At 38.6% G+C, this 25,282-nt stretch carries 30 protein-coding genes; 14 read left to right on the top strand and 16 right to left on the bottom strand.

What is annotated here, in order from left to right; genetic code table 11:
* Positions 1 to 302: 302 nt before the first annotated feature.
* Together AC012T_RS06445 and AC012T_RS06440 are read right to left on the bottom strand one after the other, a co-directional pair.
* Positions 303 to 641 (bottom strand): type II toxin-antitoxin system RelE/ParE family toxin, encoded by a 339-nt coding sequence (locus AC012T_RS06445; protein ID WP_487064116.1) that lies wholly within the window; start codon positions 639 to 641, stop codon positions 303 to 305.
* Positions 625 to 915: a type II toxin-antitoxin system Phd/YefM family antitoxin gene (locus AC012T_RS06440; protein ID WP_487064114.1), complete on the bottom strand. Its 291-nt coding sequence runs from the start codon at positions 913 to 915 to the stop codon at positions 625 to 627. The genes AC012T_RS06445 and AC012T_RS06440 overlap by 17 nt, the downstream gene beginning before the upstream one ends.
* Before the next feature lie 327 nt (positions 916 to 1,242).
* On the opposite strand from AC012T_RS06440, the gene AC012T_RS06435 reads away from it, so the two are divergent.
* Together AC012T_RS06435 and AC012T_RS06430 are read left to right on the top strand one after the other, a co-directional pair.
* Complete coding sequence (locus tag AC012T_RS06435; protein WP_487064112.1) at positions 1,243 to 1,545, top strand: PIN domain-containing protein; 303 nt, start codon at positions 1,243 to 1,245, stop codon at positions 1,543 to 1,545.
* A gap of 3 nt (positions 1,546 to 1,548) precedes the next feature.
* Positions 1,549 to 1,734, top strand: a complete 186-nt coding sequence (locus tag AC012T_RS06430; RefSeq protein WP_190370536.1) for a hypothetical protein — start codon at positions 1,549 to 1,551, stop codon at positions 1,732 to 1,734.
* Between the two features lie 150 nt (positions 1,735 to 1,884).
* Here AC012T_RS06430 and AC012T_RS06425 read toward each other — a convergent pair whose 3' ends face one another.
* The 3 genes from AC012T_RS06425 to AC012T_RS06415 all read right to left on the bottom strand — a co-directional run bounded on the left by AC012T_RS06425 (position 1,885) and on the right by AC012T_RS06415 (position 3,745).
* Positions 1,885 to 2,391, bottom strand: a complete 507-nt coding sequence (locus AC012T_RS06425; RefSeq protein ID WP_487064110.1) for a type II toxin-antitoxin system VapC family toxin — start codon at positions 2,389 to 2,391, stop codon at positions 1,885 to 1,887.
* Positions 2,330 to 3,241, bottom strand: coding sequence for an alpha/beta fold hydrolase (locus AC012T_RS06420; RefSeq protein ID WP_487064108.1), 912 nt, complete (start codon positions 3,239 to 3,241; stop codon positions 2,330 to 2,332). Before AC012T_RS06420 ends, AC012T_RS06425 begins: the two co-directional genes overlap by 62 nt.
* A 69-nt stretch (positions 3,242 to 3,310) precedes the next feature.
* Positions 3,311 to 3,745, bottom strand: coding sequence for a SufE family protein (locus AC012T_RS06415; RefSeq protein WP_487064106.1), 435 nt, complete (start codon positions 3,743 to 3,745; stop codon positions 3,311 to 3,313).
* Between the two features lie 420 nt (positions 3,746 to 4,165).
* On the opposite strand from AC012T_RS06415, the gene psaK reads away from it, so the two are divergent.
* Complete coding sequence (gene psaK / locus AC012T_RS06410; protein ID WP_015212909.1) at positions 4,166 to 4,423, top strand: photosystem I reaction center subunit PsaK; 258 nt, start codon at positions 4,166 to 4,168, stop codon at positions 4,421 to 4,423.
* A gap of 233 nt (positions 4,424 to 4,656) precedes the next feature.
* On the opposite strand, the gene AC012T_RS06405 is transcribed toward psaK, so the two are convergent.
* The 5 genes from AC012T_RS06405 to AC012T_RS06385 all read right to left on the bottom strand — a co-directional run bounded on the left by AC012T_RS06405 (position 4,657) and on the right by AC012T_RS06385 (position 9,353).
* Positions 4,657 to 5,061 carry a hypothetical protein gene (locus AC012T_RS06405; protein ID WP_487064104.1) on the bottom strand — a complete coding sequence of 135 codons (405 nt, stop codon included), beginning with the start codon at positions 5,059 to 5,061 and terminating at the stop codon, positions 4,657 to 4,659.
* A gap of 446 nt (positions 5,062 to 5,507) precedes the next feature.
* Positions 5,508 to 5,732 carry a hypothetical protein gene (locus AC012T_RS06400; RefSeq protein WP_487064102.1) on the bottom strand — a complete coding sequence of 75 codons (225 nt, stop codon included), beginning with the start codon at positions 5,730 to 5,732 and terminating at the stop codon, positions 5,508 to 5,510.
* A 44-nt stretch (positions 5,733 to 5,776) separates the two neighbouring features.
* A complete protein-coding gene (locus AC012T_RS06395; RefSeq protein WP_487064100.1) occupies positions 5,777 to 7,501 on the bottom strand; it encodes a cation:proton antiporter in 1,725 nt (574 codons plus the stop codon).
* Between the two features lie 236 nt (positions 7,502 to 7,737).
* Entirely contained in the window at positions 7,738 to 9,042 is a 1,305-nt protein-coding gene (locus tag AC012T_RS06390; protein ID WP_487064098.1) for a dihydrolipoamide acetyltransferase family protein, read from the bottom strand.
* A gap of 158 nt (positions 9,043 to 9,200) precedes the next feature.
* The gene (locus tag AC012T_RS06385; RefSeq protein WP_487064096.1) at positions 9,201 to 9,353 is read right to left on the bottom strand and encodes a hypothetical protein; all 153 of its coding nucleotides are present in this window, start codon (positions 9,351 to 9,353) and stop codon (positions 9,201 to 9,203) included.
* A 121-nt stretch (positions 9,354 to 9,474) separates the two neighbouring features.
* Between AC012T_RS06385 and AC012T_RS06380 the strand changes: the two genes are divergently transcribed.
* Positions 9,475 to 10,002, top strand: a complete 528-nt coding sequence (locus AC012T_RS06380; protein WP_487064094.1) for a hypothetical protein — start codon at positions 9,475 to 9,477, stop codon at positions 10,000 to 10,002.
* A 184-nt stretch (positions 10,003 to 10,186) separates the two neighbouring features.
* On the opposite strand, the gene AC012T_RS06375 is transcribed toward AC012T_RS06380, so the two are convergent.
* Together AC012T_RS06375 and AC012T_RS06370 are read right to left on the bottom strand one after the other, a co-directional pair.
* The gene (locus tag AC012T_RS06375) at positions 10,187 to 10,636 is read right to left on the bottom strand and encodes a YlqD family protein (protein ID WP_015212904.1); all 450 of its coding nucleotides are present in this window, start codon (positions 10,634 to 10,636) and stop codon (positions 10,187 to 10,189) included.
* A 173-nt stretch (positions 10,637 to 10,809) separates the two neighbouring features.
* Entirely contained in the window at positions 10,810 to 12,792 is a 1,983-nt protein-coding gene (locus AC012T_RS06370; protein WP_487064092.1) for an AMP-dependent synthetase/ligase, read from the bottom strand.
* A 439-nt stretch (positions 12,793 to 13,231) separates the two neighbouring features.
* Between AC012T_RS06370 and AC012T_RS06365 the strand changes: the two genes are divergently transcribed.
* Complete coding sequence (locus tag AC012T_RS06365; RefSeq protein ID WP_487064090.1) at positions 13,232 to 13,477, top strand: hypothetical protein; 246 nt, start codon at positions 13,232 to 13,234, stop codon at positions 13,475 to 13,477.
* Positions 13,478 to 14,025: 548 nt separating this feature from the next.
* Here the strand turns inward: AC012T_RS06365 and recQ are convergent.
* Positions 14,026 to 16,200 (bottom strand): DNA helicase RecQ, encoded by a 2,175-nt coding sequence (recQ, locus tag AC012T_RS06360; protein WP_487064088.1) that lies wholly within the window; start codon positions 16,198 to 16,200, stop codon positions 14,026 to 14,028.
* Positions 16,201 to 16,362: 162 nt separating this feature from the next.
* Between recQ and AC012T_RS06355 the strand changes: the two genes are divergently transcribed.
* The 3 genes from AC012T_RS06355 to AC012T_RS06345 all read left to right on the top strand — a co-directional run bounded on the left by AC012T_RS06355 (position 16,363) and on the right by AC012T_RS06345 (position 18,229).
* Positions 16,363 to 16,806 carry a DUF29 domain-containing protein gene (locus AC012T_RS06355; RefSeq protein ID WP_487064086.1) on the top strand — a complete coding sequence of 148 codons (444 nt, stop codon included), beginning with the start codon at positions 16,363 to 16,365 and terminating at the stop codon, positions 16,804 to 16,806.
* A gap of 498 nt (positions 16,807 to 17,304) precedes the next feature.
* A complete protein-coding gene (locus AC012T_RS06350; RefSeq protein WP_487066488.1) occupies positions 17,305 to 17,589 on the top strand; it encodes a DUF427 domain-containing protein in 285 nt (94 codons plus the stop codon).
* A 355-nt stretch (positions 17,590 to 17,944) separates the two neighbouring features.
* The gene (locus tag AC012T_RS06345) at positions 17,945 to 18,229 is read left to right on the top strand and encodes a DUF2795 domain-containing protein (RefSeq protein WP_487064084.1); all 285 of its coding nucleotides are present in this window, start codon (positions 17,945 to 17,947) and stop codon (positions 18,227 to 18,229) included.
* Positions 18,230 to 18,673: 444 nt separating this feature from the next.
* On the opposite strand, the gene AC012T_RS06340 is transcribed toward AC012T_RS06345, so the two are convergent.
* Entirely contained in the window at positions 18,674 to 18,937 is a 264-nt protein-coding gene (locus tag AC012T_RS06340) for a hypothetical protein (RefSeq protein ID WP_487064082.1), read from the bottom strand.
* A 184-nt stretch (positions 18,938 to 19,121) separates the two neighbouring features.
* Between AC012T_RS06340 and AC012T_RS06335 the strand changes: the two genes are divergently transcribed.
* Positions 19,122 to 19,244: a hypothetical protein gene (locus AC012T_RS06335; protein WP_487064080.1), complete on the top strand. Its 123-nt coding sequence runs from the start codon at positions 19,122 to 19,124 to the stop codon at positions 19,242 to 19,244.
* 71 nt (positions 19,245 to 19,315) lie between these two features.
* Here AC012T_RS06335 and AC012T_RS06330 read toward each other — a convergent pair whose 3' ends face one another.
* Complete coding sequence (locus AC012T_RS06330; RefSeq protein ID WP_487064078.1) at positions 19,316 to 19,750, bottom strand: TOBE domain-containing protein; 435 nt, start codon at positions 19,748 to 19,750, stop codon at positions 19,316 to 19,318.
* Positions 19,751 to 19,906: 156 nt separating this feature from the next.
* Here AC012T_RS06330 and AC012T_RS06325 point away from each other — a divergent pair, with 156 nt between their 5' ends.
* Both AC012T_RS06325 and AC012T_RS06320 read left to right on the top strand, forming a co-directional pair.
* Positions 19,907 to 20,761, top strand: coding sequence for a DUF72 domain-containing protein (locus AC012T_RS06325; RefSeq protein WP_487066486.1), 855 nt, complete (start codon positions 19,907 to 19,909; stop codon positions 20,759 to 20,761).
* A gap of 252 nt (positions 20,762 to 21,013) precedes the next feature.
* Positions 21,014 to 21,454 (top strand): hypothetical protein, encoded by a 441-nt coding sequence (locus AC012T_RS06320; RefSeq protein ID WP_487066484.1) that lies wholly within the window; start codon positions 21,014 to 21,016, stop codon positions 21,452 to 21,454.
* A gap of 411 nt (positions 21,455 to 21,865) precedes the next feature.
* On the opposite strand, the gene AC012T_RS06315 is transcribed toward AC012T_RS06320, so the two are convergent.
* On the bottom strand, positions 21,866 to 22,441 hold the full coding sequence (locus tag AC012T_RS06315) for a sporulation/spore germination protein (protein WP_487064076.1): 576 nt from the start codon (positions 22,439 to 22,441) through the stop codon (positions 21,866 to 21,868).
* A gap of 383 nt (positions 22,442 to 22,824) precedes the next feature.
* Between AC012T_RS06315 and AC012T_RS06310 the strand changes: the two genes are divergently transcribed.
* From AC012T_RS06310 to ispE, 3 genes are read left to right on the top strand one after another with little or no spacing between them, the layout of a single operon-like run.
* Positions 22,825 to 23,400 (top strand): Uma2 family endonuclease, encoded by a 576-nt coding sequence (locus AC012T_RS06310; RefSeq protein ID WP_487064074.1) that lies wholly within the window; start codon positions 22,825 to 22,827, stop codon positions 23,398 to 23,400.
* 47 nt (positions 23,401 to 23,447) lie between these two features.
* Positions 23,448 to 24,263 (top strand): 16S rRNA (adenine(1518)-N(6)/adenine(1519)-N(6))-dimethyltransferase RsmA, encoded by an 816-nt coding sequence (gene rsmA / locus AC012T_RS06305; RefSeq protein ID WP_487064072.1) that lies wholly within the window; start codon positions 23,448 to 23,450, stop codon positions 24,261 to 24,263.
* A 25-nt stretch (positions 24,264 to 24,288) separates the two neighbouring features.
* A complete protein-coding gene (gene ispE / locus AC012T_RS06300) occupies positions 24,289 to 25,242 on the top strand; it encodes a 4-(cytidine 5'-diphospho)-2-C-methyl-D-erythritol kinase (RefSeq protein ID WP_487064070.1) in 954 nt (317 codons plus the stop codon).
* Positions 25,243 to 25,282: the final 40 nt, after the last annotated feature.

Raw genomic sequence — 25,282 nt, 5'->3', positions numbered from 1 at the left:
AATATCAGATGGTAATTCTTTAAGTTCTACTTAACCATCTTTGTAAATTCCTTCTATTGCTTGCAACATACTTTTTACTATGAGCCAATTTAGCTGATGTTAACTATACACTATAGATAAGCTATCACTTGTTGGGGTTGTGGGGATGCGATCGCGTTTGGAGATGTGGGGAGTGCGATAGCGAAGCTGACCGAAGGTATCGCTGTTTGGAGGTTTGGAAGGTGCGATAGCGAAGCGCTCCGTAGGAATCGCTATTTGGGGAATGTAAGGGTGATGCGATCGCTATTGAGGCTCAAATTTTATCACTCATCTCCTAATAAATCCTGTATATTTTCCAATCTCTGTTGAGAACCATGACGCACACGATGAATATATACAATTCCTTCCTCTTCCCCAAGGTTTTGAACTGTAAATAAAATCAAAAATTGTTTTTGATAAAGAAGTTGTCTAACGTCAATTCCCATATACTTACTTTCTATAGCTGAAGAACAACGTTGGGGAAAATTTTCCAACGTCAGCATAATTTCATAACATCCCCTCACCCAGCGAAAAGCTCTTTCCTGGGAATCCTCTTTTATCCACAGGAAAATACTCTCAATATCAGCAATAGCACTAGGTGAAATCTCAATCCGGTATGCCATACTTTTCCTTAAATTCTGCAAATGCTTGATTTAAGGGCATACCTTCGCCTTGTTCAAACTCATTTATACTTTGACGTATCTTAGCAACGGATTCAAGTAATTCCAGTCTATCAATCATTTTTTGATAACTTTCAGCATCTTGAACCACGGCAGCAGCTTTACCATTCACAGTCAGCACAATAGGAGATTTAGTTTCTTTTAACTTATCCATAAACATCTTTGCTCCTCGCTGAAATTCTGATAAGGGGTGAATATCGCTTAGGCTAAACATCATAATTTCAATAAATTATTTGATAATTTCATGTTAATTATATGAAAATATTTTGTCAAGGGAAGATATAGCTGTTTGGGGATGTGGGAGTGCGATTGCGCGAAGCGCACTGCCGAAGGCAATCGCTTTTTAGGGGTAGGACTTACGCAAGATTGAACTCAAAACCTGATTCTTGCGTAGGGGTAATTCATGAATTACCCCTACTTCCGTTCTGTTTTGCGTAAGTCCTGAGGGGTTTGGGGTAGTGCGATCTTCGTACCTTAGTTATTGCTTTTTGATAAAGAAAGATTTAGGTTGGTTACAATAAATCCATCAATAGCACATAACATAATGAGTGAAACCGTCTACATAGAAACCAGTGTTATTGGCTATTTAACAGCCAGATTTACCAAAAATTTAATTATTGCAGCCAACATGGAAACTACGAGAGACTGGTGGGAAAATCGCCGTCATGATTTTAATCTTTACATTTCTCAAGCTGTTTTAGATGAAGTTGCCGCAGGAGATTCAGAAATAGCTAATAAACGTCTAGTTGCTAACGCACAAATTCAGAAAAAATTGGCTCAAGTCAGTTTAGACTTTGGGTATGAAATGCCAACTATTTGTACACCTTACGAATTAATGGAGCGATAAATTATGTGGGAAGATGAAATTGTAGAAGAAATTCATCACATTCGAGAAGCCTACGCTAAGTCCTTTAACTATGATTTGCGTGCCATATTTTTGGACTTGCAAAAAAAGCAAAACTCAAGCGGACATAAAGTTGTTACACTACAACCAAAACTAAGGTCTAACAAATTATTGGAAGGTACAAAATCATAAATAAATGCAATAGCGAAAAGTAACCTAGCGATCGCTTGTTAGGGGATGTGGAGGTGCGATAGCGAAGCGCTCCGTAGGAATCGCTTTTGGGGATGTGGAGGTGCGATAGCGAAGCGCTCCGTAGGAATCGCTTGCTGTATTTCAAAATACTTAACTCATCAATTGATTTAAAACCAACACAGTTAACCCTGGTAAAGAAGGTAAACGTATATCATCAGTTAAGAAAAAAGACGCACCACCATAAACAGCAGTAGCCATTTGAATAGCATCCGGTGTTCTTAAATTGTAATCTGCTCTTAATTTAGCTGCATTTTCAGCAATATCTGGTAAAACTTCAATAGTTGTTAAACCTTGAGAATTGAAAAGAATATCACGATATTGTTGAGCTAATATTGTATTTCCTGCACGTAAAGGATAAACTAAAACTTCTGATACAGTTAAAACCGACTTGACAACGCTAAACTCTTCCCTATACATAGCTGTAAAAAACGCATCTGTAACTTGCAAATAATGAGGATTTTCTTCTATAAAATAAATTAGCGGTGCAGTATCTAAACCTATAATTTTACCCTGTAATTCATTACAGATAACTTTTTCAGCAAGTCCTAAGTAGGAATGGTAATATCGCTTCAAAAACGGCTGCTGGGTATTCTTCATGCAGTCCCAAAGAACCGGGAATAACAATGCTGCTAACTCCTGGTAAAGCCGCTAATGCGTCCATTTCTTGGCGTGATTTGGGAGGGCTAGATTCGCCAATTACAGCCATTAGTGGGGCTGATAAAGACTGTACTAGGGATAAAAACTCTGTTTGACTATGAATAGTATCTATATTGCCGGTGACAAAGGCCGCAGAAGCAAATCTGGCGTTTGGTTGTTGGGTACTCTGCCATTTTTCGATGATGAAGTCGGCTGTAAGTTTTGCTGTATCAGTGAAAACATGACGGCTGTACATCCAACTTAAAAAAGATGGGGTGGTATTGAGTTTATAGAGTGCTTGACCGATAATGGGCGATCGCACTAACCCTCTTACCATAGCAGCTATATTTGCATTTGCTCCCATTGTTGGCAGAGGCCCTCGCCAAGTTGGTGCTACCAACACAATCTGCAAAAAAATATCTGGCTGCGTTACCGCTAGTTGTAGGACATAACCAGCAGCATGACCCGCTGCAACTACGCTAATTCCTTTATCAAAAACAGATTTAACGAAATTTGCTAAAAATTGCTGATATATTGACGGGTTGTAATCTAAATTCAGTCGGTCAGATTCTCCAAAACCTGGCCAGTCAAAAGCGGTAACTTGAAAATGGGAAGCAAGTAATTTAGCAAGTTCCCCCACTTCCCCCCGTGTGGAAACGCTACTAAAAGCAGGAAGCAATAACAGTGGTGAACCTTGTCCTATAGTTTCATAAATTACCCGCAATTGCTGGTTTTCCCAATTCCAGAGGAATTCTTTAACTTCACCACCAAATGCAGTAGTAGCAGGCTTTGTTAATAAATGGGTAGACATCTTGATTTAATTCGTAATAGTGCCTACGCTCCCGCTAGGGATACGTAATTATTAATTCCTTCCCAGTCCCTATGTATCTAACTTGCATTCCAAAGCTTTTTTCTGCATGGTTTTGAAAATATTGTAAAAACCATTAGCGCGGGAGGGTGTCAGACTAACATTTAAACCTGTGGCTTGAATGAAATCAGGTGTTAATTGGACAATTTGTGTTGGTGCTAGTCCGTTTAATCCTTCTATCAACAGCGCTACTAATCCCTTTGTTAGCTGGGAATCAGAATCGCCTTGGAATACAACTTTACCATCATCCAGTGATGCAGTCACATATACCTGTGACACACAACCAGGAACTTTATTTTCGGGTTTTTTATCAACTTCAGGAAATTCTGGCAGTTTCTGGGCATACCAGATTAATTGCTCATAACGCCGCTTTGGTTCAGCAGCGCGTTGGAACCGTTGAACAATTTTAGATAGTGCTGGTGGTAAAGAATCAAGACTTGAGGACATAGTAAATTCAATAAATTATTCAGTATGGAAAAATGTAGGCTGCCAATTCAATGGCGATTACCTCTATTTTCATAGCTATTAAAGTATGGTATCGACATTACCGTATTTACACATTCATAATAACATCATCATTCAACTGATGTAACCAGAAAAAATATTTTGTACCCTACGGGAAGCAAGTAGTGTCTCATTGATGTAGTGCCTTCATAGCATCTAAATCTAAGTTTGACGCAAAACCTAGTGTAAAAGCTGTGACGATTTTAGCAATTATCGCTTAAAATTTACTTCTCATAAGATGATGATTTATATGAAGTATTTAGACAAAATATTAAAAATTGCTGCAAATTTGAGATTTATATTCACTTTTATGAGGAAACTTTAAGAGCATATTGTTCAGCAAAAATTTCAGGAGCAAACCCGGTGTTGACATCTTTACTCGCTGTTGTACCCGCACCCTTAGAATGGAGTCCTACTGTTGGCATCATCATGATTATTGCCAACATTATTGCGATCGCTTTCGGCAAATTTACAATCCAGTATCCTAGTGCAGAACCAGCCGCACCAGCCCCCAATTTCTTTGGAGGTTTTGGCTTACCTGCCATACTAGCAACTACCGCCTTTGGACATATCCTAGGAGCAGGCATCATTTTAGGACTACACAACATTGGCCGCATCTAGGCTTTAACTCCAAACCACCCTGCATTCAACGATTAATTGTTTAGAGTTTTACAGCCAAGAGCCAGAGAGCCAGCAAGTTCTCTGGCCTCTCCTGTTGGGACTAGATGCCAAAACCTACTTTTAGGATTCGATAACAATCCAGAAGAATTACTTAAGAAAAAAGATTCGGCGTAAATAAATATTACCTGTATTTCTGGTAGAAGTTTAGGTATCTATAAATATGGTTTGTCAAACTACACTGGTAAAGGTGCTAAACCATGTAATTGACGTACAGAACTGATGCAAGCTGGACAATCACAGCCAAACAACTTGATAGCTTCATCACTTTCTGCTTCTGTGAATTCTAATTCATCTGGCTGATTTTGTTGATCTAGCTGATTTTTATTAGTTTGATTTTCCTCTCCTTGAACTTGAGCTAGTCGCATAGTTGGTTTAGCAGTCGATGGAGTAGCATTATCTACCTGTATACACACCTGACGTGGTGTTGCTGAATGGTTAGAACGGACGCAAGATAGATGAGTCCCTACAGGGGTAACTATTTGACCAGCATGAACAGGTCTAGCTATCATCACCGTAGATAGCATGGACATAAAAACAACAGGGCTAGAGAGCAAGGCCAAAACAAATTTTTTGTTCATTTACTTTAAAGAGTTTGTAACAAGAGGAACAAACCAATTGACCTTGTTAGAGCATGTTTGAAAAGTTTAGGGACGTATAATTTGTCATTCTGAGTGGAGTCTTACGCAACGAAGAATCTGGAGTTTAGCCCACATACTGAGATGCTTCGTTCCTCAGCATGACATGGAAGGAGACTTTTCAAACACCCTCTTAGATCAATGAGTTGTTAACCAGTCCATCTTATACAAATTCTCTGAAAATGTCTTAGTTATTCAATAGAAACGATAGAATTTTTCTATATTAGTATCTTGGCAGAAAACAAACTTGAAGAAGAATCCAGAAGTCAGAATTCAGGAGTCAGAATAAATTCAGTCGGGGATACAGACCCACTACTGAATTGTTCTCCCTTGGCGTTCCCAAAGGGTAGACCACCAAATTGAAAATTTGATAGGGGTCTTAAACCCGTTTATTCATGCGCCAGTCGGACAAAATTCATTCTGTTAGCGGTAGCGGGGCGTTGAGCAGCGTTCTGACTCCTGACTCCGTTCGCGTAGCGTCTCCGAACTCCGAACTCCGTTCGCGTAGCGTCTCCGTTCGGCGAAGCCGTGCCGTAGGCATAGGAGAAACTCCTGACTCCTGACTCCTGAATTCTGCTGTATATTGAGAGATGACAGGCTAAAATGCGCAACATAAGACTAAGTTCCTGAGTCGTAAATGCTTGATTGGTAAAAATATCTACTCTTGCTCAGGTCTAACACTTAAATATCTATCTTTGCGAATAGTTTTGATAACAGTTTGGATGTAACTTTCTGCTGCACCTAATGTTTTTAGTAAATGGTTTCCTAACTCTAATGCTGCTTCAAATTCAGGTTGTACCACTTCTTTAGCACCCATTTGGGTTAAAAGGTCAATTTCTTTGTTACTGTGTGAACGAGCAATTACATCTAAATTAGGTGCAATAGCCAGAGCATTTTTGAGAAGTAAGCGAGTGCTGGCAGGGTCTGGAAGAGCAATTGCTAAAGCTTTAGCAGTTTCTAAATGTGCTTTTTCTAAAACTAATTCAGAATCTGCATCCCCAAAAATATAAGGTATTTGGTGCATTCGTAGTCTTTGTACAGATGCTTCGCTATTTTCAATTACTAAAACGGGATATCCTTCAGTTTGTAATATTTTGACTATTACTTGACCAACTCTGCCGTAACCTGCTACTACTACGTGACCAGTCATTATTTCTGGCATGGATATTGTTTTGGGTGCAGAAAAACGTTGTAATAACCTTGCTAGTAAGGGGTTTCGATGCAAATTATCAGCAATTAAAGGTGCAACTTGGAGCGATAAAGGAGTGAGTAGAAGTGTAATTGCGGTTGTCCCTAATAATAGAGAATAGGTTTGTTGAGATATCAGTTCTAATCTTAAACCTACCAAAGCTAATACAAAAGAAAATTCTCCAATTTGGTTGATACCAAAACCGACTATAATAGCATTTTTTAGAGAGTAGCCAAACTTTAAAACAATACCTAAAATAATTGCTGCTTTACCCAGCATGACTAAAGCTACAAGTTCTAAGATTAGTCCAAAATTGTTGATGAGAATGGCAGGATCAATCAGCATTCCAATTGATGAAAAAAACAGACTTGCAAATGTATCTCGTAAAGGTAAAATTTTTGCTAATGCCTGGTCAGCATAATCAATTTCGGAAATCATTAAACCAGCGACAAATGCCCCCATTGCAATAGAAAGACCTAAATATGCAGTTGTTAAAGCAACTCCTAAACATAGGGCAATTACAACTAATAAAAATAATTCATTACTTTCCGTAGCAGCAATATTACTTAAAATACGGGGAACTATCCAGCGACTGAATATAATTGCTATTACTACAAATAGTACAATTTTAATGAGAGCAAAGCCCAGTGCTACAGCAATATTTTCTGGTTGTTGTAAAGCTGGTAATATTGCTAACATCACTCCCAAGGCTAAATCTTGGGTAATTAAAATTGCCAGCATAATTTGCCCATGTACTGTATTAATTTCGCCCTTTTCTGTGAGGGTTTTTAACACAATTGCTGTGGACGAAAGAGATAAAACTGCTCCTAAGAAGATTCCTTGTGTGATTCCAGCAGCCCAACCCGTAATAAAAGTTACTATTGTTACTAAAGCGATTGTCAATCCAATTTGCAGTAAACTACCTTTGATGGCAATTTCTTGAACTCGTTTTAATTCTGCTAAGGAGAATTCTACACCTAGTGCAAACAGCAGGAAAGCGACACCAATTTCTGCTAAAGATTTAATGTCAGCAACATTGGCTAATAATTTGAAACCAAAAGGGCCAATTGCAAATCCACTCGCTAAATAACCAAGTATGACAGGTTGATGCAGCCGATGCGCTAAAAATCCGCCTAGTGCTGTACCTATTAAAACGATTGTCAAATCAAGGATTAAACTATGTTCATTTATCATGTCGTTTGTTATTCAGTTTAAGTAAATTATAAAAAAACTTGGAATTTAAAAACTCCAAGTCTCAAATTAATATTTATTGGTAATTATCCCATTTTTTCGATCATAACTGGCGTTTAGCAGCGTAATTCGCCATTATCCCTTAAGTTTATGGCGGGTTTCGGACTATAGTCTTAACCCACCTTACAAATTGGATATTTTTTATTTGGAAGTACCTGATTGGCTTGTAAAGTTATTGGTTAAAGTGCCAAAGATTGAGGTTCAGTTTCAATCAATTTCGCCAAATCTTTCAAGAATGCGGCTGCATGAGCGCCGTAAATAATGCGGTGGTCACAGGTGATATTAACTGTCATTTGCGATCGCACACCAAATAAACCATCTGCTGTGGCTACTACTTGCGGACGGGATGCGGCGATCGCTAAAATTGAACCTTGTCCAGGTGGCAAAATTGCATCAAATGTATCTACACCAAACATCCCCAGGTTAGAGAGGGTAAATGTCCCACTGTTGTATTCCTCTGGTTGTAGTTGTTTAGCTCTAGCTTTTTCTACCAAAGATTTCCAATTGCGAGATAAAGAATAGATATCTACCTGATCTGCTTTTTGCAAAACTGGTGTAATTAATCCACCATCATCCATTGCTACTGCAACGGCAATGTTGATATGAGGATGATACACAATTCCTTGGTCAGAATAGCTGGCATTTAATAAAGGGTGTTTTTGCAATGTCACTGCTACAGCTTTTGCTAATAGCGCCGTCATTGTCACACCTTTAGATTTGATTTGCTTGTAAAGTTTGTCTAGTCCATCGGTGGTAATTGTGTAACCAACATGGAATGTGGGTACAGATAAACTGGGTAGCATATTCCGTGCTACGGCATTTTGCAAAGTTGTTAATGGTACTGTTTGACCAGGAACGGCATTGCTGACCACTGGAGCCGGTGCAGGTGTTGGTTTTGCAGGTGCTACGGTGGGGGTAACAGGTGGTGTCGGTTGAGTGGGAGTAATAGCAGGGGTAGTAGGTTGTGGCGCTTTACCCACGGCAGCTTCTACATCTTCGGCGACGATGCGACCATAGGGGCCACTACCTGTGAGATTATTTAAATCAACCCGGAGTTCTTTGGCTAACTTGCGAGCGCGGGGTGAAACTACTAACCGTCCTTCCCGATGGTTGGAACCATTTTGAGAAACTGTAGCGGGTGTTGTCAATGAGGCAGATACGGCAACTAGTTCGGGTGCGGGTGCGGATGTTTCAGCCACAGCACCACCACCACCCATAGCCTTGGCGGTTTCGATTTCTGCTTCTGTTTCGGCTACGTAAGCGATCGCTGCGCCGACAGGTGCGGTTTCACCAGCGGGAACTATGATATGGGCGAGAAATCCCTCATAGAAGGATTCCACATCCATATCGGCCTTATCCGACTCGACAACCACCACTGTTTCGCCTTTTTCCACTTTATCCCCTGGTGATTTCTCCCAAGAGACAATTTTGCCTTCAGTCATGGTGGAACTCAGCGCCGGCATAAATACTTCATGAATGCTCATAATGGTGGTTTCAGAATCAATAATTTTATGGACTTTAACAGCTGCTGCCAGATTGAATTGTATCTTGGCACGAAAATTTTTGATGAAAAATGATGGGAGAAGAGGTAATAGGTGACAGGTAACAGGTAAATATTTCTTTCCATCTCCCCAATTGGAACCTAACGCTGAGGGTGATGTCTATAGATCAAGCGATCTGCGCTTCGCAGCAGGGCTTCGCTATCGCGCCAGCGCTGTTTCTTGGATGCCTGGAGGGCTGTTGTCAGTTCGCTGATAGTTTGTCGAGAGAAACTAGGATTCCCATAGATATCCATGCTCCTCACCCGGATTTCTCACACAAAAGCTGAACATTAGCTATAGCTAGGGGTGAGGGTTGAATCTAAAACTCAAAATTGGTCATTCACCTGTTTGAAATTCCCCTTTAATACTATTACTATGTCGGCAAAGTTTAAATTGTTTTTGATTTTAACACTCAGTATGTTGACTGCTACTGCTGGGGTTTATGTGATTCAGAATCAACCACCTGCATTGATAACTGGAACTGCTAATGGACACCAACAACAGTTAACATCTGTCTTAGATAAGTCTTCGCAACTGCTGACTTACCCTGAGCGTGACAATTATCAAACTATACCTTTAGAGAGTATCAATTCTGCCATGCAAGGCAGTGATCCTGCGAATCTAGCTTTGAATATGCTGAATGAGGTGACATCAGTGGCAGGAAAAAGCCAGATAGAAGTAGCTTATCCACAACCGAATCAGGCGTTAGTGACGATTACCCAAATCAATCAGACTAAAAATAATACGGCGGGTGTGATTAAATATCGGGTAGAAATGAACCGCTTTGGGCGATCGCTCTTAGTTAGTTCACCACCAGTCTGGGAAATTATCTGGGCAGGCTCTCAAGTGCAATGTTTTTCTAAAGGTTCAGTCCAGAATAAACTTGGGCAAAACTGTAATTAGCGGGATTTAGGGATTTCCAAATAAAAAAATACCCCATTTATTTTAGGGCAGGGGCAAGAATTAAAGACAAATCAATGATTTATATGAAGATTTTCGGGAAATTTTATAACAGGGAATAGGAAAAAGGAAGAATATTTTCCCTTTTTGCCCGTATTCCCTGTTTCTAATCACCGATAACTAGATGTTAAATATCGCCGCGAATTTCTTCGACAACGCCATCTCTTAGCACAATTTCCACCTGCATTTTACTAATCAAGTTATCCCCGATTTCTGCCCGGAAAAAGCCTTCCATTTGGAATTGGTTAACTTCTTGATCTAACTCCAGAAACTGCACTTGCTGAAGATTTTGTAGTAGTTGATTTTTTTGTTCTAGCAGTTCACTTTTCTTTTGATTCACCTGGAGTTGGATATTATCAATTTGTTGGAGGGTTTGGGGTCCTGGTGGTTGTAAACTTTGTTTTTGAATTGCGGCAACTGCTCTTTGTCCTTCTACATCTAATTGTTGCAGTTGCTGATCAAGTTGATTGATCTGAGCTTGCAGTTGTTGTTGCACTTCTTCTTTCCAGAGAGGAGTGACGATTACTTTGACATTAACGCCACGTTTGAGAAGCAATTGAGGGTTGGAAACATCCATAAATATTTTACGTTCACTTTTATAGTTTGCAGGAGAAAAGAGACTAGTACTGCTTTGCATAATTTGTAATTAGCATTGCGTCAGGGTTTTAGATTTTTGAAATGGGTGGCTTATTTGCGCCGTTATGTACTAGTCACCATTCTCGTCGCGGAGGAAATCCGCGAACTGGAGAATTAATTGGCAAACATTCCGTCAATAATATCTCGATACCGATCCATGACGACATGACGACGAACTTTTAAAGTTTGTGTCATCAGGCCATTTTCAATGGAAAATGGTTCAAGAATTAGTTTGAAGGGGCCAATGCGGTCATCAGCTCGATAGCCTGGACGGTTTTTGACTTCCCGATTCAATTCTTGGCGAAATAAATCCTGGATTATTTTACTCTCTAAGTCAATTTTTTGACTGGTTGAGGCAGTAATTTTATCATTCTGAGTTTCTGCCCATTTTTCCAAGGCTTCGAGATTGGGAACAATCAAAGCGCCAATGCTACGTTGATCTTGTCCTACTAGCATAATTTGATCAACATAGGGCGATCGCAAACAAGCATCTTCTATTGGTTGCGGTTCAATGTTTTCTCCATTGGTTAACACAATTGTATCCTTGGCTCTACCAGTCAACACTAAGTCATTTTGGGGAGTCACCCAACCCAAATCACCGCTATCAAACCAGCCTTCCGAGTCTATTACTTTCTTGGTCGCTTCGGGATTTTGGTAATAGCCTTGCATAATTTGTGGCCCCTTCAGCAATACTAAACCACGTTCTCCTACTGGTAGTGGCTGACGAGTTTCTGGATTGACAATTTTTACTTCTGTGCCGGGAATTGGTTGTCCAGATGAACCGCGTAAATTTCGCCAAGGACGACGCGCATTAGTAACTGGTGAGGTTTCTGTCAAACCATAGCCTTGTAAAATCTCTACACCAACAATTTCAAAAAAGTTATCAATGTGCCGGGGTAGCGCACCCCCACCGCTAATCACTTGCTTAATTTTGCCACCTGTTGCTTCCCGCACTTTGGCATAAACTAATTTTTCTCCCAATGCCTGGAACGGCCACAAGGTTAATTCTCGGATCTTTGCACCTAATCGCTCACCAGCTGAGGCATGAATATGATCTAAACTTAATCCTTGGGTAATTCGTCGTGCTTGGATATATTTCTGGCTCATATCCAGCAAAAATTGAATCAACTGTTGTTTTTTGGCTGGTTGTTCGCGGAACTGCTTCTGTACTCCTTCATAGATCGATTCCCACAGCCGGGGTACAGCAATCATGTAATTGGGTTTAAATTTTTTTAAATCTTGTTTAACAGCACGTAAATTTGTGTAAATTTGTGTGCAGCCTTGAGAAAGCAAGAAATACTCCCCACTCCGTTCGTAACTGTGCCATGTGGGGAGAATGCTGAGGACTATATCTCCTTTTTGTGGCTGTACGACTGTTCCCAAGGTTTTTACTTGGTGTAGCAAGTTCTGATGAGATAGCATTACACCTTTGGGTTTGCCTGTAGTACCAGATGTATAAATTAATGTTGCTAATGTTTCGCTGCTTTGTTTGACGGTGGCTAAGGTGTGATTACTACCAATTTCTAGTACCTGGAGAAAGTTCACCACGCGCAAATTTTCAGTTGTTGGTGGGGTTTCATCGGCAAGTAAGATGACTAGCTTAATGGGTAAGTCGTTCAGGCCTGCTTTGATTTTATTGAATGTTTTGATATCTTCGACTACTACGACAGTACTACCACTATTGGCGATGATAAAGAGTAGTTCTTCTCGTTCTGCTTGGGCGCTACGGACTGCATTCACTGCCCCAGCAGTCATAATCCCTTGATCAGCAATAAACCAACGCGGGCTATTGTCAGCAATTAGGGAAATGCGATCGCCAAATGTAGGCGTTTCACCATTACCTAGATCCATTATTAATGCCTGTAACCCAGATGCAAATTGTTGGATCTGTTCTGCTAACTGACTATAAGTGATCTGGATTTCTGGTTTAGCATGGGGGTTATGGAGGGCGATCGTATTACTAAATTCCTTGGCCGCTAAAGGCCAAATTTCTGGTAGCGACTCCACATTTGTATAATCTACCAAACGCTGTAATTCTCGGTATTCTCGCTCGGTAACGTTAGATAAGTAAGAAGATGCAGGTTGTATTTTTGTCATAACACAATGATTGAGCAGTAAATGGATTGTTCTTGTTAATAACAGTATTTAATAGGCACTTTCCCTACTGTGTATAACAATAGCGTAATCGTCACATTCATATTCATAAAACTTTATGTTAAACTACATTTATATAAGTAAAATTCAATGGTTCAGTGGTCATGCGGTTCCATAAGCTTTACTTTCAGCCCTACAACGATGTCCAAATAATTGCTAATTCGTAATTATGTAAGAATTCAGGAGTTAGGAGTCAGGAGTCAGGAGGAAGAAGGAAGAAGGAAGAAGAATATTTTTCTCTTCTGTTAAGAGTTCCTCGCTATATCAAACATTCTCTATGCTGAATCCTTACGTAATTATCTAAGATGCAAACGCGGAAATCTTTAATTACGAATTACTGTTATCACTACAATTATCAAGGAGGTGATCAGTTATAGGTTTAATGGAAGCATTATTAATCACAGTCATCAATGCTGTTGCTTGTCTAGCTTTACCCAAGTTTCTATCTATGCTTCTGGCTTCTCAAGTCAAACCTCTTCAGCCATCATTGATAGACTCTAGGCGACATACAGCTAGGATAGAAATTACCAGTTTTCCCTATTGTACAGTTTACTCGTTGACTGGTAGTCAGTTCTGTAAATTCAGTCCTCGATTTTGTTCCCAGTGTTCTCCTAATGGACAGGAATAGTGGCATTTCTTAAATGCTAATTTGAGATTTTTAACGGGAAAATCAGTTGTAAATCAACACTATTTTGGAAAGCTTTTGGTTTTCAAAATATGTTTGGTATCATACTTGCGTAAGTCCTATTTCACTTAAACTGTCTCTACACTCAAAGGTTTTTCTATAAATCGTTGGCAGATAACTCATTAAGTTTAAGTTTTTTGAAGATATATATTGTTATATAAATATTTTAATAGTTTTTTAAACTTATTTAATTCACTTATATATACCAAAAGAAATTCAAAAACTTAGATGTCATCACTCACACCTATTTTGATTCAAAATAATAACTAGTAATCAGAACCAATTTTTATAAAGGGCTATTATCTATGAGTTGCATGGATGTTGTACTTTTGACTCTCTTAAATACTGCTGCTTGTCTGGCATTACCTAAGCTACTGGCTGTAATTTTTGGTACGCAAGACCAAAGCGAAAGTGCTACATAATCGTAATTGGTCAACAAGAAGCAAAGGGGCTGAGGAAAAAAGTTGTTTCCCTAACTATTTGGTTAGCAGTCAAGACTTAGAATTACGTTTTTTTTGTCGCCAAATTCCCCTCACTAGGCGAATTTCGTCAAAACTGTAACTTTCACCTAAATGATCTCGAATAGGTGTGAGGGAAATATCGCCTAGTACTTCTAAAACTTGCCAAATCTTTTGTTGATGTTCTAGTGGTACTAATTTGTTTAAATCTACGGGTTGATTTTTTTCAATTAAATCTGAGATGTGACGGATAATTGTCGTAGGACGAATGTTGCGTTTTTGGGCAATCTCTTCTATGCTCAAACCCTGTTGATATAACTCTAATGTCGTTAATTCGGTATCAGAAGGGAAGTTAGGCGGTGGTGCGTAATCAACTTGATTTATTGGTAATGGCTGTAAACCTTGTTCTTGACGATAGGCTTGAATTTCGGTTAAAAACTTTGCGCCATATTGAGCTAATTTGTGACTACCTACACCTGAAAGTTCACCAAATTCATGTAAGGTTTTGGGTTGTACTTGCGCCATTAATTTCAGGGTAGAATCATGAAAAATGACGTAAGGTGGGACTGCTTGCTCATCAGCTATTTGTTTGCGGAGCGATCGCAATCTGTGCATGAGAACTTCGACTTCAGCCTCTTTAATATTCCCCTCATCGAAGCTGATTTTCTGGGCTATGGGAACTGCAATTGAGACAGTACGCTGTTTTCGCATGACTTCCCAACTGAGGGGGTTAAGCTTCAAAACCGAGTAACCATCAGGGGTTTGCTCTAGTATACCTTGATGTAAGAGCGATCGCCCCAACATCCTCCACTCATCTACAGTTTTATCTTTACCAATCCCATAAGTAGATAATTTATCATGTCCATTCAGGGCAATTTTTTGGTTTTTCGCGCCTCGCAACACATCAATTATATATAGCATTCCATATCTTTCTTTGCACCTAGCCACACAAGATAAAAACTTCATCGCTTCAATAGTCCAATCCTGCACAGGTTTGGGATAACGACAATTATCACAATTGCCACAATTCCCTGCAAATCTTTCCCCAAAATAACCTAATTGAATAGTGCGTCTACAGTCTGTTCCTTCCGCATAATCAATTACCTGTCTTAGTTGTTGTTTAGCAATTAATTGTTCTTGAGGATCTGTTTTTTGATTAATACTCCATTCAATAGTTTTCACATCAGCAAAGCTAAAAAAGAGCGTACACCGTGAAGGTTCATCATCTCTCCCAGCCCTTCCTGATTCTTGATAATAACCCTCAATATTACGCGGTAAATCAGAATGAATGACAAACCGCACATCAGGCTTATTAATTCCCATTCCAAAAGCAATTGTTGCTACCATTACTCGCACATCATCCCGAATAAATCGAGTTTGATTTTTAGAGCGTTCATCATCACTCAATCCTGCATGATATGGTAAAGCTGCAACTTTATCTTTTTGTAATTTAAAAGTTAATTCATCAACCTTTTTACGGGTTAAACAATAGATAATTCCTGAACCTTCATTTTCTCTAACAATTTCTAATATTTCAGCGTAAGCGCGTTTACTTTTAGCCCTAACTTCATAATAAAGATTTTGCCGGTTAAAACTAGCAATATGAATACTTGGTTGCTTTAACCCTAATTGTTCAATAATATCAGCCCGGACGCGATCTGTAGCGGTAGCAGTGAGGGCGATAGTAGGAACATCTGGATAGCGTTTTCGCAGTAACTTTAGCTGACGGTATTCTGGACGAAAATCATGTCCCCATTCGGAAACACAGTGCGCTTCATCAATAGCAAAGGTAGAAATGCCGATTTTCTCTTTAACTACATCCAAAAGCGGCAGAAATCTATCACTAACTAACCGTTCTGGGGCAACATAGAGTAACCTCACCTTACCATTCATGATTGCCTCTTCACGCGATCGCACTTTATAGGCGTTGAGGCTACTATTCAGAAATGTGGCAGAAATATTATTATTTCGCAATGCTTCCACTTGGTCTTGCATTAATGCTATCAACGGCGACACTACCACCGTTAAACCAGGTTTGAGCAGTGCAGGTAATTGAAAGCACAAAGACTTACCCCCACCAGTCGGCATCACCACCATTAAATCACGATTTTGCAGCGCATCTTCAATAATTTGCCTTTGTCCAGGGCGGAATTGATCATAGCCAAAGTGATATTTAAGCTTTTTTTCGAGTTCAGGATACTGAAGCATGGTAGATGGCTGTTTCTCTGTTGTCTGCGTGGGTTGTGATAAAGATATTAGGATTTTAACTCACGTTGACGAATAGGGAGAGGGAATGCATCGACAAAAATTAACATAATTAGTTAAAATCAATTCATAGAGATTAAAACATCAAAACTACAAATTCAGCTAATGACTGTAATTATTGACATCAAGACATTATATGAATCCAATTACCTGCAATGGTTGGAGGAAACTATTAAATGTCTCAAAAATGGTCAATTGGCAGACATTGATTATGAAAATTTAATAGAAGAGTTGGAAGACTTGGCTAAAAATGAGAAAAGACGAGTAAGAAGTCTGCTGGAACAGATTATTAGACATTTATTACTTTATCAATATTGGGATTTAGAAAAGCCAAGAAATGCTAATCATTGGGCAGCAGAAATCACAAGTTTTCGTAATCAATTAAATGAAGATTTAACCACAAATTTACGCAACCATTTAGAGGATAATTTCAGCACAATTTATAGTAATGCCTTGGATTATGTTAAAGCTAAAACACAGCTAACTATTTTACCTGAAATCTGTCCTTATAGCTTAGAGCAAATTTTGGATAAAAATTGGTTGCCTTAGAGCATATTTGAAAAGTTTAGGGACGTATAATTTGTCATTCTGTTCGCGTTCACGTAGTGTGCCGTAGGCATAGCGTGGCGTTAGCCATGTGGAGTCTTACGCAACGAAGAATCTGGAGTTTAGCCCACATACTGAGATGCTACGTTCCTCAGCATGACATGGAAGGAGACTTTTCAAACACCCTCTTAATTAGGACTTACACAAGTGTCACGCCAAAAATATATTGTAGGGTGGGTTAGGCGCACTAGTTAATGTATGATACTAAACGAAAAAATAATTTTTGCGCCGTAACCCACCATTATTCTAAAATTGCTAAATTCTATGTAATGCACTACCTCAATAGTCACATTTGCTGTTTCGCAAAAATTTTTATTAACCTCAGTATATCACGCAAATAAATGGTAACTTTAAGCTGTTTCCATAAATTTTATAATTACCACCCAGTATTCAACATTAAAATGTAACAATATAAATTGTTAACTTTCTTTGCAAACTCAGATTATGAAAGCAATTTGGAACGGCACAGTTTTAGCCGAAAGCGACAAAACCGTAGTTGTGGAAGGAAATCATTACTTCCCTGCTGATGCTATTAACAAGGAATATTTCACAGAAAGCAACACCCACAGCACTTGTCCTTGGAAAGGTGTTGCTAGTTACTACAGTATTGACGTAAATGGACAAGTTAACAAAGATGCTGCTTGGTATTATCCCACCACGAAAGAGAAAGCTAAAAATATAGAAGGTTATATTGCTTTCTGGAAAGGTGTAAAGGTCGAAGCTTAAGAAAGTCTCTGGGAATATTTTGGTGGTTGATACGACTCAACCGCCATATTTAACAAGTTGAAGATGTTGGAAAAGTCTACGCTTGTATCCATGTTCCCATTGAAAAAGAAATAACTTTCTTGAAGTCATCCTTTTTAAGGAAGATTGATGAAGATCTAAGGTTTTAGATTATCTAGCAATTTTAAAATTAACACTAAGTAGGTAAAGTTTGTCAAGTACATCAATTTTGTCATAGATGCTACTTCAACTTTTAAAAGTTAAATCAAAAGTAATTCTCAAGATAGAAGGCTGTTATAAATAACAGTTCTAGCTTAGAAAGTAGATGAGTCACTTACGATTCTGTAAGGAGAATTTTATGTCTACTAAATCACAAGAAGGACGTGAACATCAACGCGGCCCTGATAAAGGTGAAGCTTATGGAGTAGCGGCAGTCACTCAAGCACTTGCAGGTATTGATTTTCCTGCAAGTAAAAAAGAAATACTCCAACAAGCAAAAGGTCACGAAGAAATTCACTGGACAAAGGACAAAACCGTAGATTTAAGATCATTACTTGATCAAACAGGTCAAGATAGGTTTGAAAGTATGCCGGAGTTAGTCGAAGTTATTAGTCAAAGTTCGAGAGAAGAAGAACTATCATAGCTGCTTTGGCTTGCAAATTCTAATATTTGTATTTGTAAGCCACAACAACAAATTTCAGAGGCTGTTTGATAGCTTGCGTGGCGTAGCCATAAACTTTTTCCTGTGGTATCTAGCAGTTGTAGATTTCCCTCAATCCTCCTTGGGAAGGGGGAATCTCAATCAATTATGATACTAATCAAACATCCTCTAATATGGATTGGTTTATGATTCTAGAAATAATCTTAAGGCTGATATTATAAAAGGTAGGCAGAGCCTACTCAGTTGCATTCCCAGTCAGAGACTGGGAACGAGATATACTTTTCAAACATCCTTTAATATTGATTGGTTTATGATTCTAGAAATGATCTTAAGGCTGATATTATGAAAGGTAGGCAGAGCCTACTCAGTTGCATTCCCAGTCAGAGACTGGGAACGAGATAAAACCTAATCTTAATATTGATTGGTTTATGATTTACGCATCATTTTAAAGTAACTATCCCACAATTTTCTTTGTGTGTCTATTGAGAAACGATTGACCTGTTCTTGGAAATCTAAGGAGTTTTTTACTAGGTCTTCTTGTAGTTTTACACTTTGTTCTAAATTTTCTGGTGGATCTGATAAGTTTAGATTCTGCATACTTGATAGGGTGGAAGTCCAGTTATGGAAAACCATAGTTTGGAATTCGCTTAATTGTTTAAAAAACTGTTCAAAGCTGTTAAACCAATCCATTGTAAATACTCCTATTGGCTAGTGTTGTTTGTTTTATTTGCCCTCAATTTTTAAGTTACTAAATGTGGATTATTTTATTTATTTCTTAAGAGTGATTTATTGAGACATATTTGGTGATATTCTAAAGTTTAAAATAGTGAAATTTAGACTAAAAAAACAAAAAAAATTGTTAGATAATCTGATAATGAAAATCTATGATTGTGATTTATTCGAGAATAATGAAGCCTTTGCGCTGAGTAATGTGTTGTTTAATTGCTTGCTGAGAGTTCCTGAGGAAGAATTAAATGTTTTTGAGCGATCGCTCTAGGATATCCTTGAGAAGCTTCAGGAGCGCAAGTTTTAGCCACTTTACTCTGACTGTGGAACTGTTATTTAACCCTATTCCTTTGCAATCACAATGTCATTAGATTTAATCACAGCATAAGCTTCAACTCCCTCAACCAATTCCAAATCCTCAGCCGAAACTCTAGTAATCATTGAAGTTAACTCAACTTTATGCACAATTTCTAAGGTCACTTCTGTATTCACACTTCCTGTAGTGACTCTGGTCACAACTCCCTTGAGAACATTACGCGAACTAACTTTTAATGATTTTTTGGGATTAATAATTTCCATCTCAGGAGTATGAGTTTCCACTTTCTCCGGTTGAGTTGGTAGAGGTACTGGTGGTGAGGAGTACTTATTCAGTCCACGTACTAATTCCCGCAAAATCTCAGTTTTAGTTCGCTGGGAGTGCTGACAGAACTCTTCTAAAATCTTGCGTTCTTCTTCTGATGTTTGAAATGTCACCCAACCTTGTTCTTTTCTTGGCATAAATAAAATTACCAATTTATTTGGTATATATAATCTTGATCTAATCCTAGCAATCATCAATCCTTTTTAAATCTACTCGTGTTCGTTACCACCTGGAAAGAGCTTTCTGCTGTTCGAGGTAAAATTGCAGAAGAAACCCTCAAACATTTTATTTTTGTGAACTTTTTTCTCGGTTGTGCGGTTTGGGCATATAAAGGTTGGGTGGGCGAACTTTATCCCCCAGGAACTCGCACCACTGAGTTTCTGCATCTCTACAGTCGTCGCTTTACCACGGTAGAAGGTAATACGACTTTTTACGCTGTTCCTAACTCTGAAACTGTCACTCGTTGGGCGACAGAAACACCTCCAGGCTTTGAATTTTGCTTGAAGTTACCGCGAGAAATTACCCATCAAGGATTATTGCGATCGCATATCCCTGAAGCTTTAACGTTTTTAGAACAAATGCGCCCTCTAGGTAAGCATTTAGGGCCAATATTTGCCCAATTACCTCCAAGTTACTCACCCGCATTATTAGATGATTTAACGGCTTTTTTGGCAGCTTGGCCACGCACAGATATCCCTTTAGCATTGGAAGTTAGACATCGTGATTGGTTTCAAGCACCTCATGCTAGTAATTTGAATGCGCTGTTAGAACAGTTAGGGGTAGGAAGAGTACTGTTAGATACACGACCAATTTATACTGGAGATGATGACCCACAATTAACATCAGAACGGCGTAAACCTCAGCTTCCAGTGCATTTTAGTGTGACTGCACCTTTTACTTTGGTACGCTTTATTTCTCATCCCCAGTTGTCAATTAATCAGCCGTTTATGGCAGAATGGGTAACGCAGATTCAAACCTGGCTGAGAGCAGGGGTAAGGATTTATTTCTTTGTCCATTGTCCTACTGAAGACATATCTCCTCAAAATGCTCAGTATTTCCAACAGTTATTAGAACAAAGTGGTGTAGCTGTTCCGCCTTTACCTTGGAATAATCTGAATCAGCCACCAAATCAACTTAGTTTGTGGTGATTACAATTAATACCAGATTTTCTAGACATACGTAAGTTATAGGAAGAATTTTCAGGATTTAATAAATGCTCAAAAAGAGCGATAATTTAGATATAGGTGTGAATACAGTAGAGCTAACAATCCCTGCCTATGAAGGTTTCTAGAGATGTCTAATGCGATCGCACAATTTTTTTTAAATATCGAAAACGTATTCACCAGGTTTGTGTTAATTGAGTAAATATTATGGAAGAATTTACGCCAAAGGAGATTGAGATGAGCCGTCTTCTTTATGAAAGCTCTGTTTCATATAAAGGATATCTCATTATTCCATTTGTTTTTGCTAAAATAGATAATCATGAAATTTTCTCATACAAATTATTGTCAGAAATTGGACGTAAAAGTAAATTTCATAAATTAGAAAATCCTGCAAAAATTTACGATAAAAGCATCAGCAATATAGTTGATATTGCCAAAGAACATATTGACAGAAATGCAGAATTTATCAGTTATGAAGATGGATTTAAATCGCGTTATGTTTACCGTCACAATTTAATAATTGTTTTTAAAGAAAACAATAAATTTTTTTATGACCACTATCCGGCAAATTCTTTAAATAATATTGCAGCCCCAAAATTATTCCTATCAGAATCTGAGTGTTTGCAATGGGTTCAGGAAGGACTTCAAGGACGAGATATTAAAGAGAAAGCGCAATAATTTTGATAATTGGTAATTAATACAGCAGAATTCAGGAGTCAGGAGTAAAACTGTCTGGGTGTCTAGGTTTCAATTTTGATTCTGTACCTCATTAATCTGCAATCTGCTGTATCTCGGTAAGGATTCAGGATAAAAAATGTTTGATATAGCAGGGAACAGGTAACGGAAGAAAAAAATATTCTTTCTTCTTTCTCCTAACTCCTAACTCCTAATACCAATTTTATATGAGGCTGCACAGAATCCTAAAATTGATTAATCCATCTTTATCTGTGTTTATCTGCGGTCATCTGCGTTCAATTATTCTTGACATCTTATTCTATGCAACTTCATATCAATTTGATATAACTCCTGACTCCTGACTCCTGACTCCTGACTCCTGAATTCTTACGTATCTCGTTCCCGTTATCTCGTTTAAAAGACAATTTCCTCACCTTTTTCAGTGAAGCGTACCTCTTTGATTTTCCATTCAGCATTACTGGTTAAGGTTTTGCGGAGACTACCAAACAGTGCAAATTGCTCACAACTAGAAAGAGAAGTGATTTGCCGTTTTGAATCAGGAGAGATTCGCAAATCAATTGTAGCCACATCATTATTGACGTTGACACGATACCCAGACAAGCTAAAATCGGCTGTATCTCCTTGTTCTAAAACTTTACCCACTGTTTCATTCATGGGTTCATCTGCTGAAACTAAAGCTGTTTTAGCAACGTAATCTTGACATTGAGTGTCACTTGTGTATAGGGTGACTTTGGTGGTTTTACCAGAGATAGTTTTAGAAGTTGAAGTCGGTGGCTGTTCGGTAGGAGTTGGTTGAGTTGAAAATGGTTGAGTTTCGACTGGAGAATTAGAAGGACTTGGGGAAGTTGTGTTTTTTGGTATTGTTGGTGTTGAGGTTAAGCTGTCACTGCTATCAGGTGTACAACTGCTAATACTGGCACAAACCGCTACTAAAATTAGAGGGAAAATATATCTTTTTTTGGTGTTCATAGCTGGGAAGAAATCTACCGGAGTATCCAGGTTTATTATAAATAATCGGAGTTGTTAAATCAAAGATGAACTTATGTGTAGAGACTTAACAAGAATTATAGTAGTGTCTAAAAGTCTATAAGTTTTAGTCCAGGGATGAAAGGTGACTTTGTGTGCCTAACCCAAACTATAGTAATCATATTTGATTTCTGAAAAAATCTAGGTATATGTAGGGTGTGTTAGGCGTAAGCCGTAACGCACCAAAGGCTTCAAGGAAGGTGCGTTACGCTCCGCTAACACACCCTACGTGTATTTCAAAAATCAAATATTAGTCCTATATCAGTTAAAATATTGTTATTCGGTAGATACTATCTCCAAACAATATCCAACTAAATATCAATTATATGACAGCTATCATCGTTAACTTAAATCCTATCATCACACTCACAGACAATCAATTTTATCAACTTTGTCGGGAAAATCCTGATGTCAAATTTGAACGTAATGCAGAAGGAGAATTATTAATTATGTCACCCACAGGTGGAGAAACTGGAAAACGTAATTTTGAAATTGATATTGATTTTGGAATTTGGAACCGCAAAACTAAACTAGGAGTTTGTTTCGATTCTTCAACCTGCTTTAAACTCCCTAATGGTGCAAATCGTTCTCCTGATGTAGCTTGGATAAAAAAAGATAGATGGGATGCACTTACACCAGAAGAACAAGGAAAGTTTCCGCCTATTGCACCTGATTTTGTTTTAGAGTTAATGTCACCAAATGATAGTTTGCAAGAAGTCCAAAAGAAAATGCAGGAATATATCAATAATGGAGTAAAATTGGGTTGGTTAATTAATTATAAAATGCGTCAGGTGGAAATATATCGTCTTCATAAACCAGTGGAAATATTAGAATCTCCGGTTGAATTATCTGGAGAAGATGTTTTACCAGGATTTATTTTAAATTTGCAAATAGTTTGGTGAAGAAAAAAATTACAGATGGCAAACAAAATATGGAGAAACAAATATAGATGGTGCAACCGCGCAAGCAATTTGCTCAACATTGGTTAAAAAGTGAAAAGGCACTAGATGCAATTGTCAAAGCAGCACAGTGTCAAGATGGTGATAGGATTTTAGAAATTGGCCCTGGCACGGGTATTTTAACTCGGCGTTTATTACCTTTGGCTCAATCTCTAGTTGCTGTAGAAATTGACCGGGACTTATGTAAATTATTGGTCAAACAACTAGGTCAAAAAGAAAATTTTTTACTGCTACAAGGGGATTTTCTCACCTTAGATGTACCATCTCAATTGGGAGCATTTAACAATTTCCAAAAGCAAAATAAAGTTGTTGCAAATATTCCCTACAACATTACTGGGCCAATTATTGAGAAGTTACTCGGTACTATCACTCAACCCAACCCAGAACCCTATGATTCTATTGTGCTACTGGTACAAAAAGAAGTAGCAGAAAGGTTATATGCTAAACCAGGTTCAAGAACTTTTGGGGCGTTGTCGGTACGGGTGCAGTATTTAGCTGATTGTGAGCTAATTTGCACAGTCCCCGCTAGTGCATTTCATCCACCTCCAAAAGTAGATTCGGCTGTAGTGCGGTTGCTACCTCGACAGATAGAAATTCCGGCAGATAGCCCCAAAAAGTTAGAAAATCTGGTTAAATTGGGGTTTGGGGCAAAGCGAAAAATGTTAAGAAATAACTTACAATCGGTCATTGATCGCGATCGCTTGACCCAATTACTGGAACAATTAGGAATAAACCCCCAAGTACGCGCCGAAGACCTCAGCGTGGCACAATGGGTAAACTTAAGTAACTGTCTGACTTCTGAGTAAATCTACTACAGCTGAAGCACTAAAAATGCATTCTTATAGCTTAATTGCACCTGCCAAAATTAACTTATATTTGGAAATCATTGGTAATCGTCCTGATGGATATCATGAGTTAGCAATGATACTGCAAAGTATTGACCTTGCAGACCAAATTGATGTCCATGCTGCCAGCACTCAAACAATTCGCGTCTACTGCGATCACCCACAAGTACCCACAGATAAAACCAATCTAGCATACCGGGCTGCGGAACTCATGGCCAGGAAGTTTCCTGACGCTTTTAGTAACTTTGGCGGTATTGATATTACTATCAGAAAACAGATTCCTGTCGCTGCGGGTTTAGCTGGAGGTTCGACAAATGCAGCAGCAGTTTTAGTAGGAATAGATTTACTCTGGAACCTGGGACTAACTAAATCAGAATTAGAAGAATTAGGAGCTACCCTGGGTTCAGATGTGCCATTTTGTATTTCTGGGGGAACAGTAATTGCTACAGGTAGAGGTGAGCAACTTTCCCCTTTACCAAATTTAAATCACATAAATATAGTATTGGCAAAATATCGCAGTTTAGAAGTTTCTACTCCTTGGGCATATCAAACCTATCGGCAAGTATTTGGCAGTACTTATATTAAAGATAACAAAGATTTAGTTGCCCGTGCCAGTGCAGTTCATTCGGGAGAAATGGTGAAAGCCATCTTGGCTAAAGATGCAGCAGAAATTTCCCAAAAACTGCACAATGATTTAGAAAAGGTCGTATTGCCAGCTTATCCCCAAGTTCTGCAACTGCGAGAATTATTTGCTAGTCAAGAAGGAGTTTTAGGAACCATGATGTCTGGTTCTGGCCCTTCTGTATTTGCGATTGTCGAATCTCCAGCACAAGCAGAAGTGGTCAAGCAGCAGATACGCACAGCAATTCCTGACGAAGATTTAGAATTGTTTGTGACTGGGACAATTACAACTGGAATTCAAATAATTCGTAATTCGTAATACTCGCCAAGGGCGAGAAGCAAGCTACGTAATTCGTAAT

The organism is Anabaena sp. EIM26, from assembly GCF_057568715.1.
This window is presented reverse-complemented; position numbering and strand designations above follow the sequence as displayed.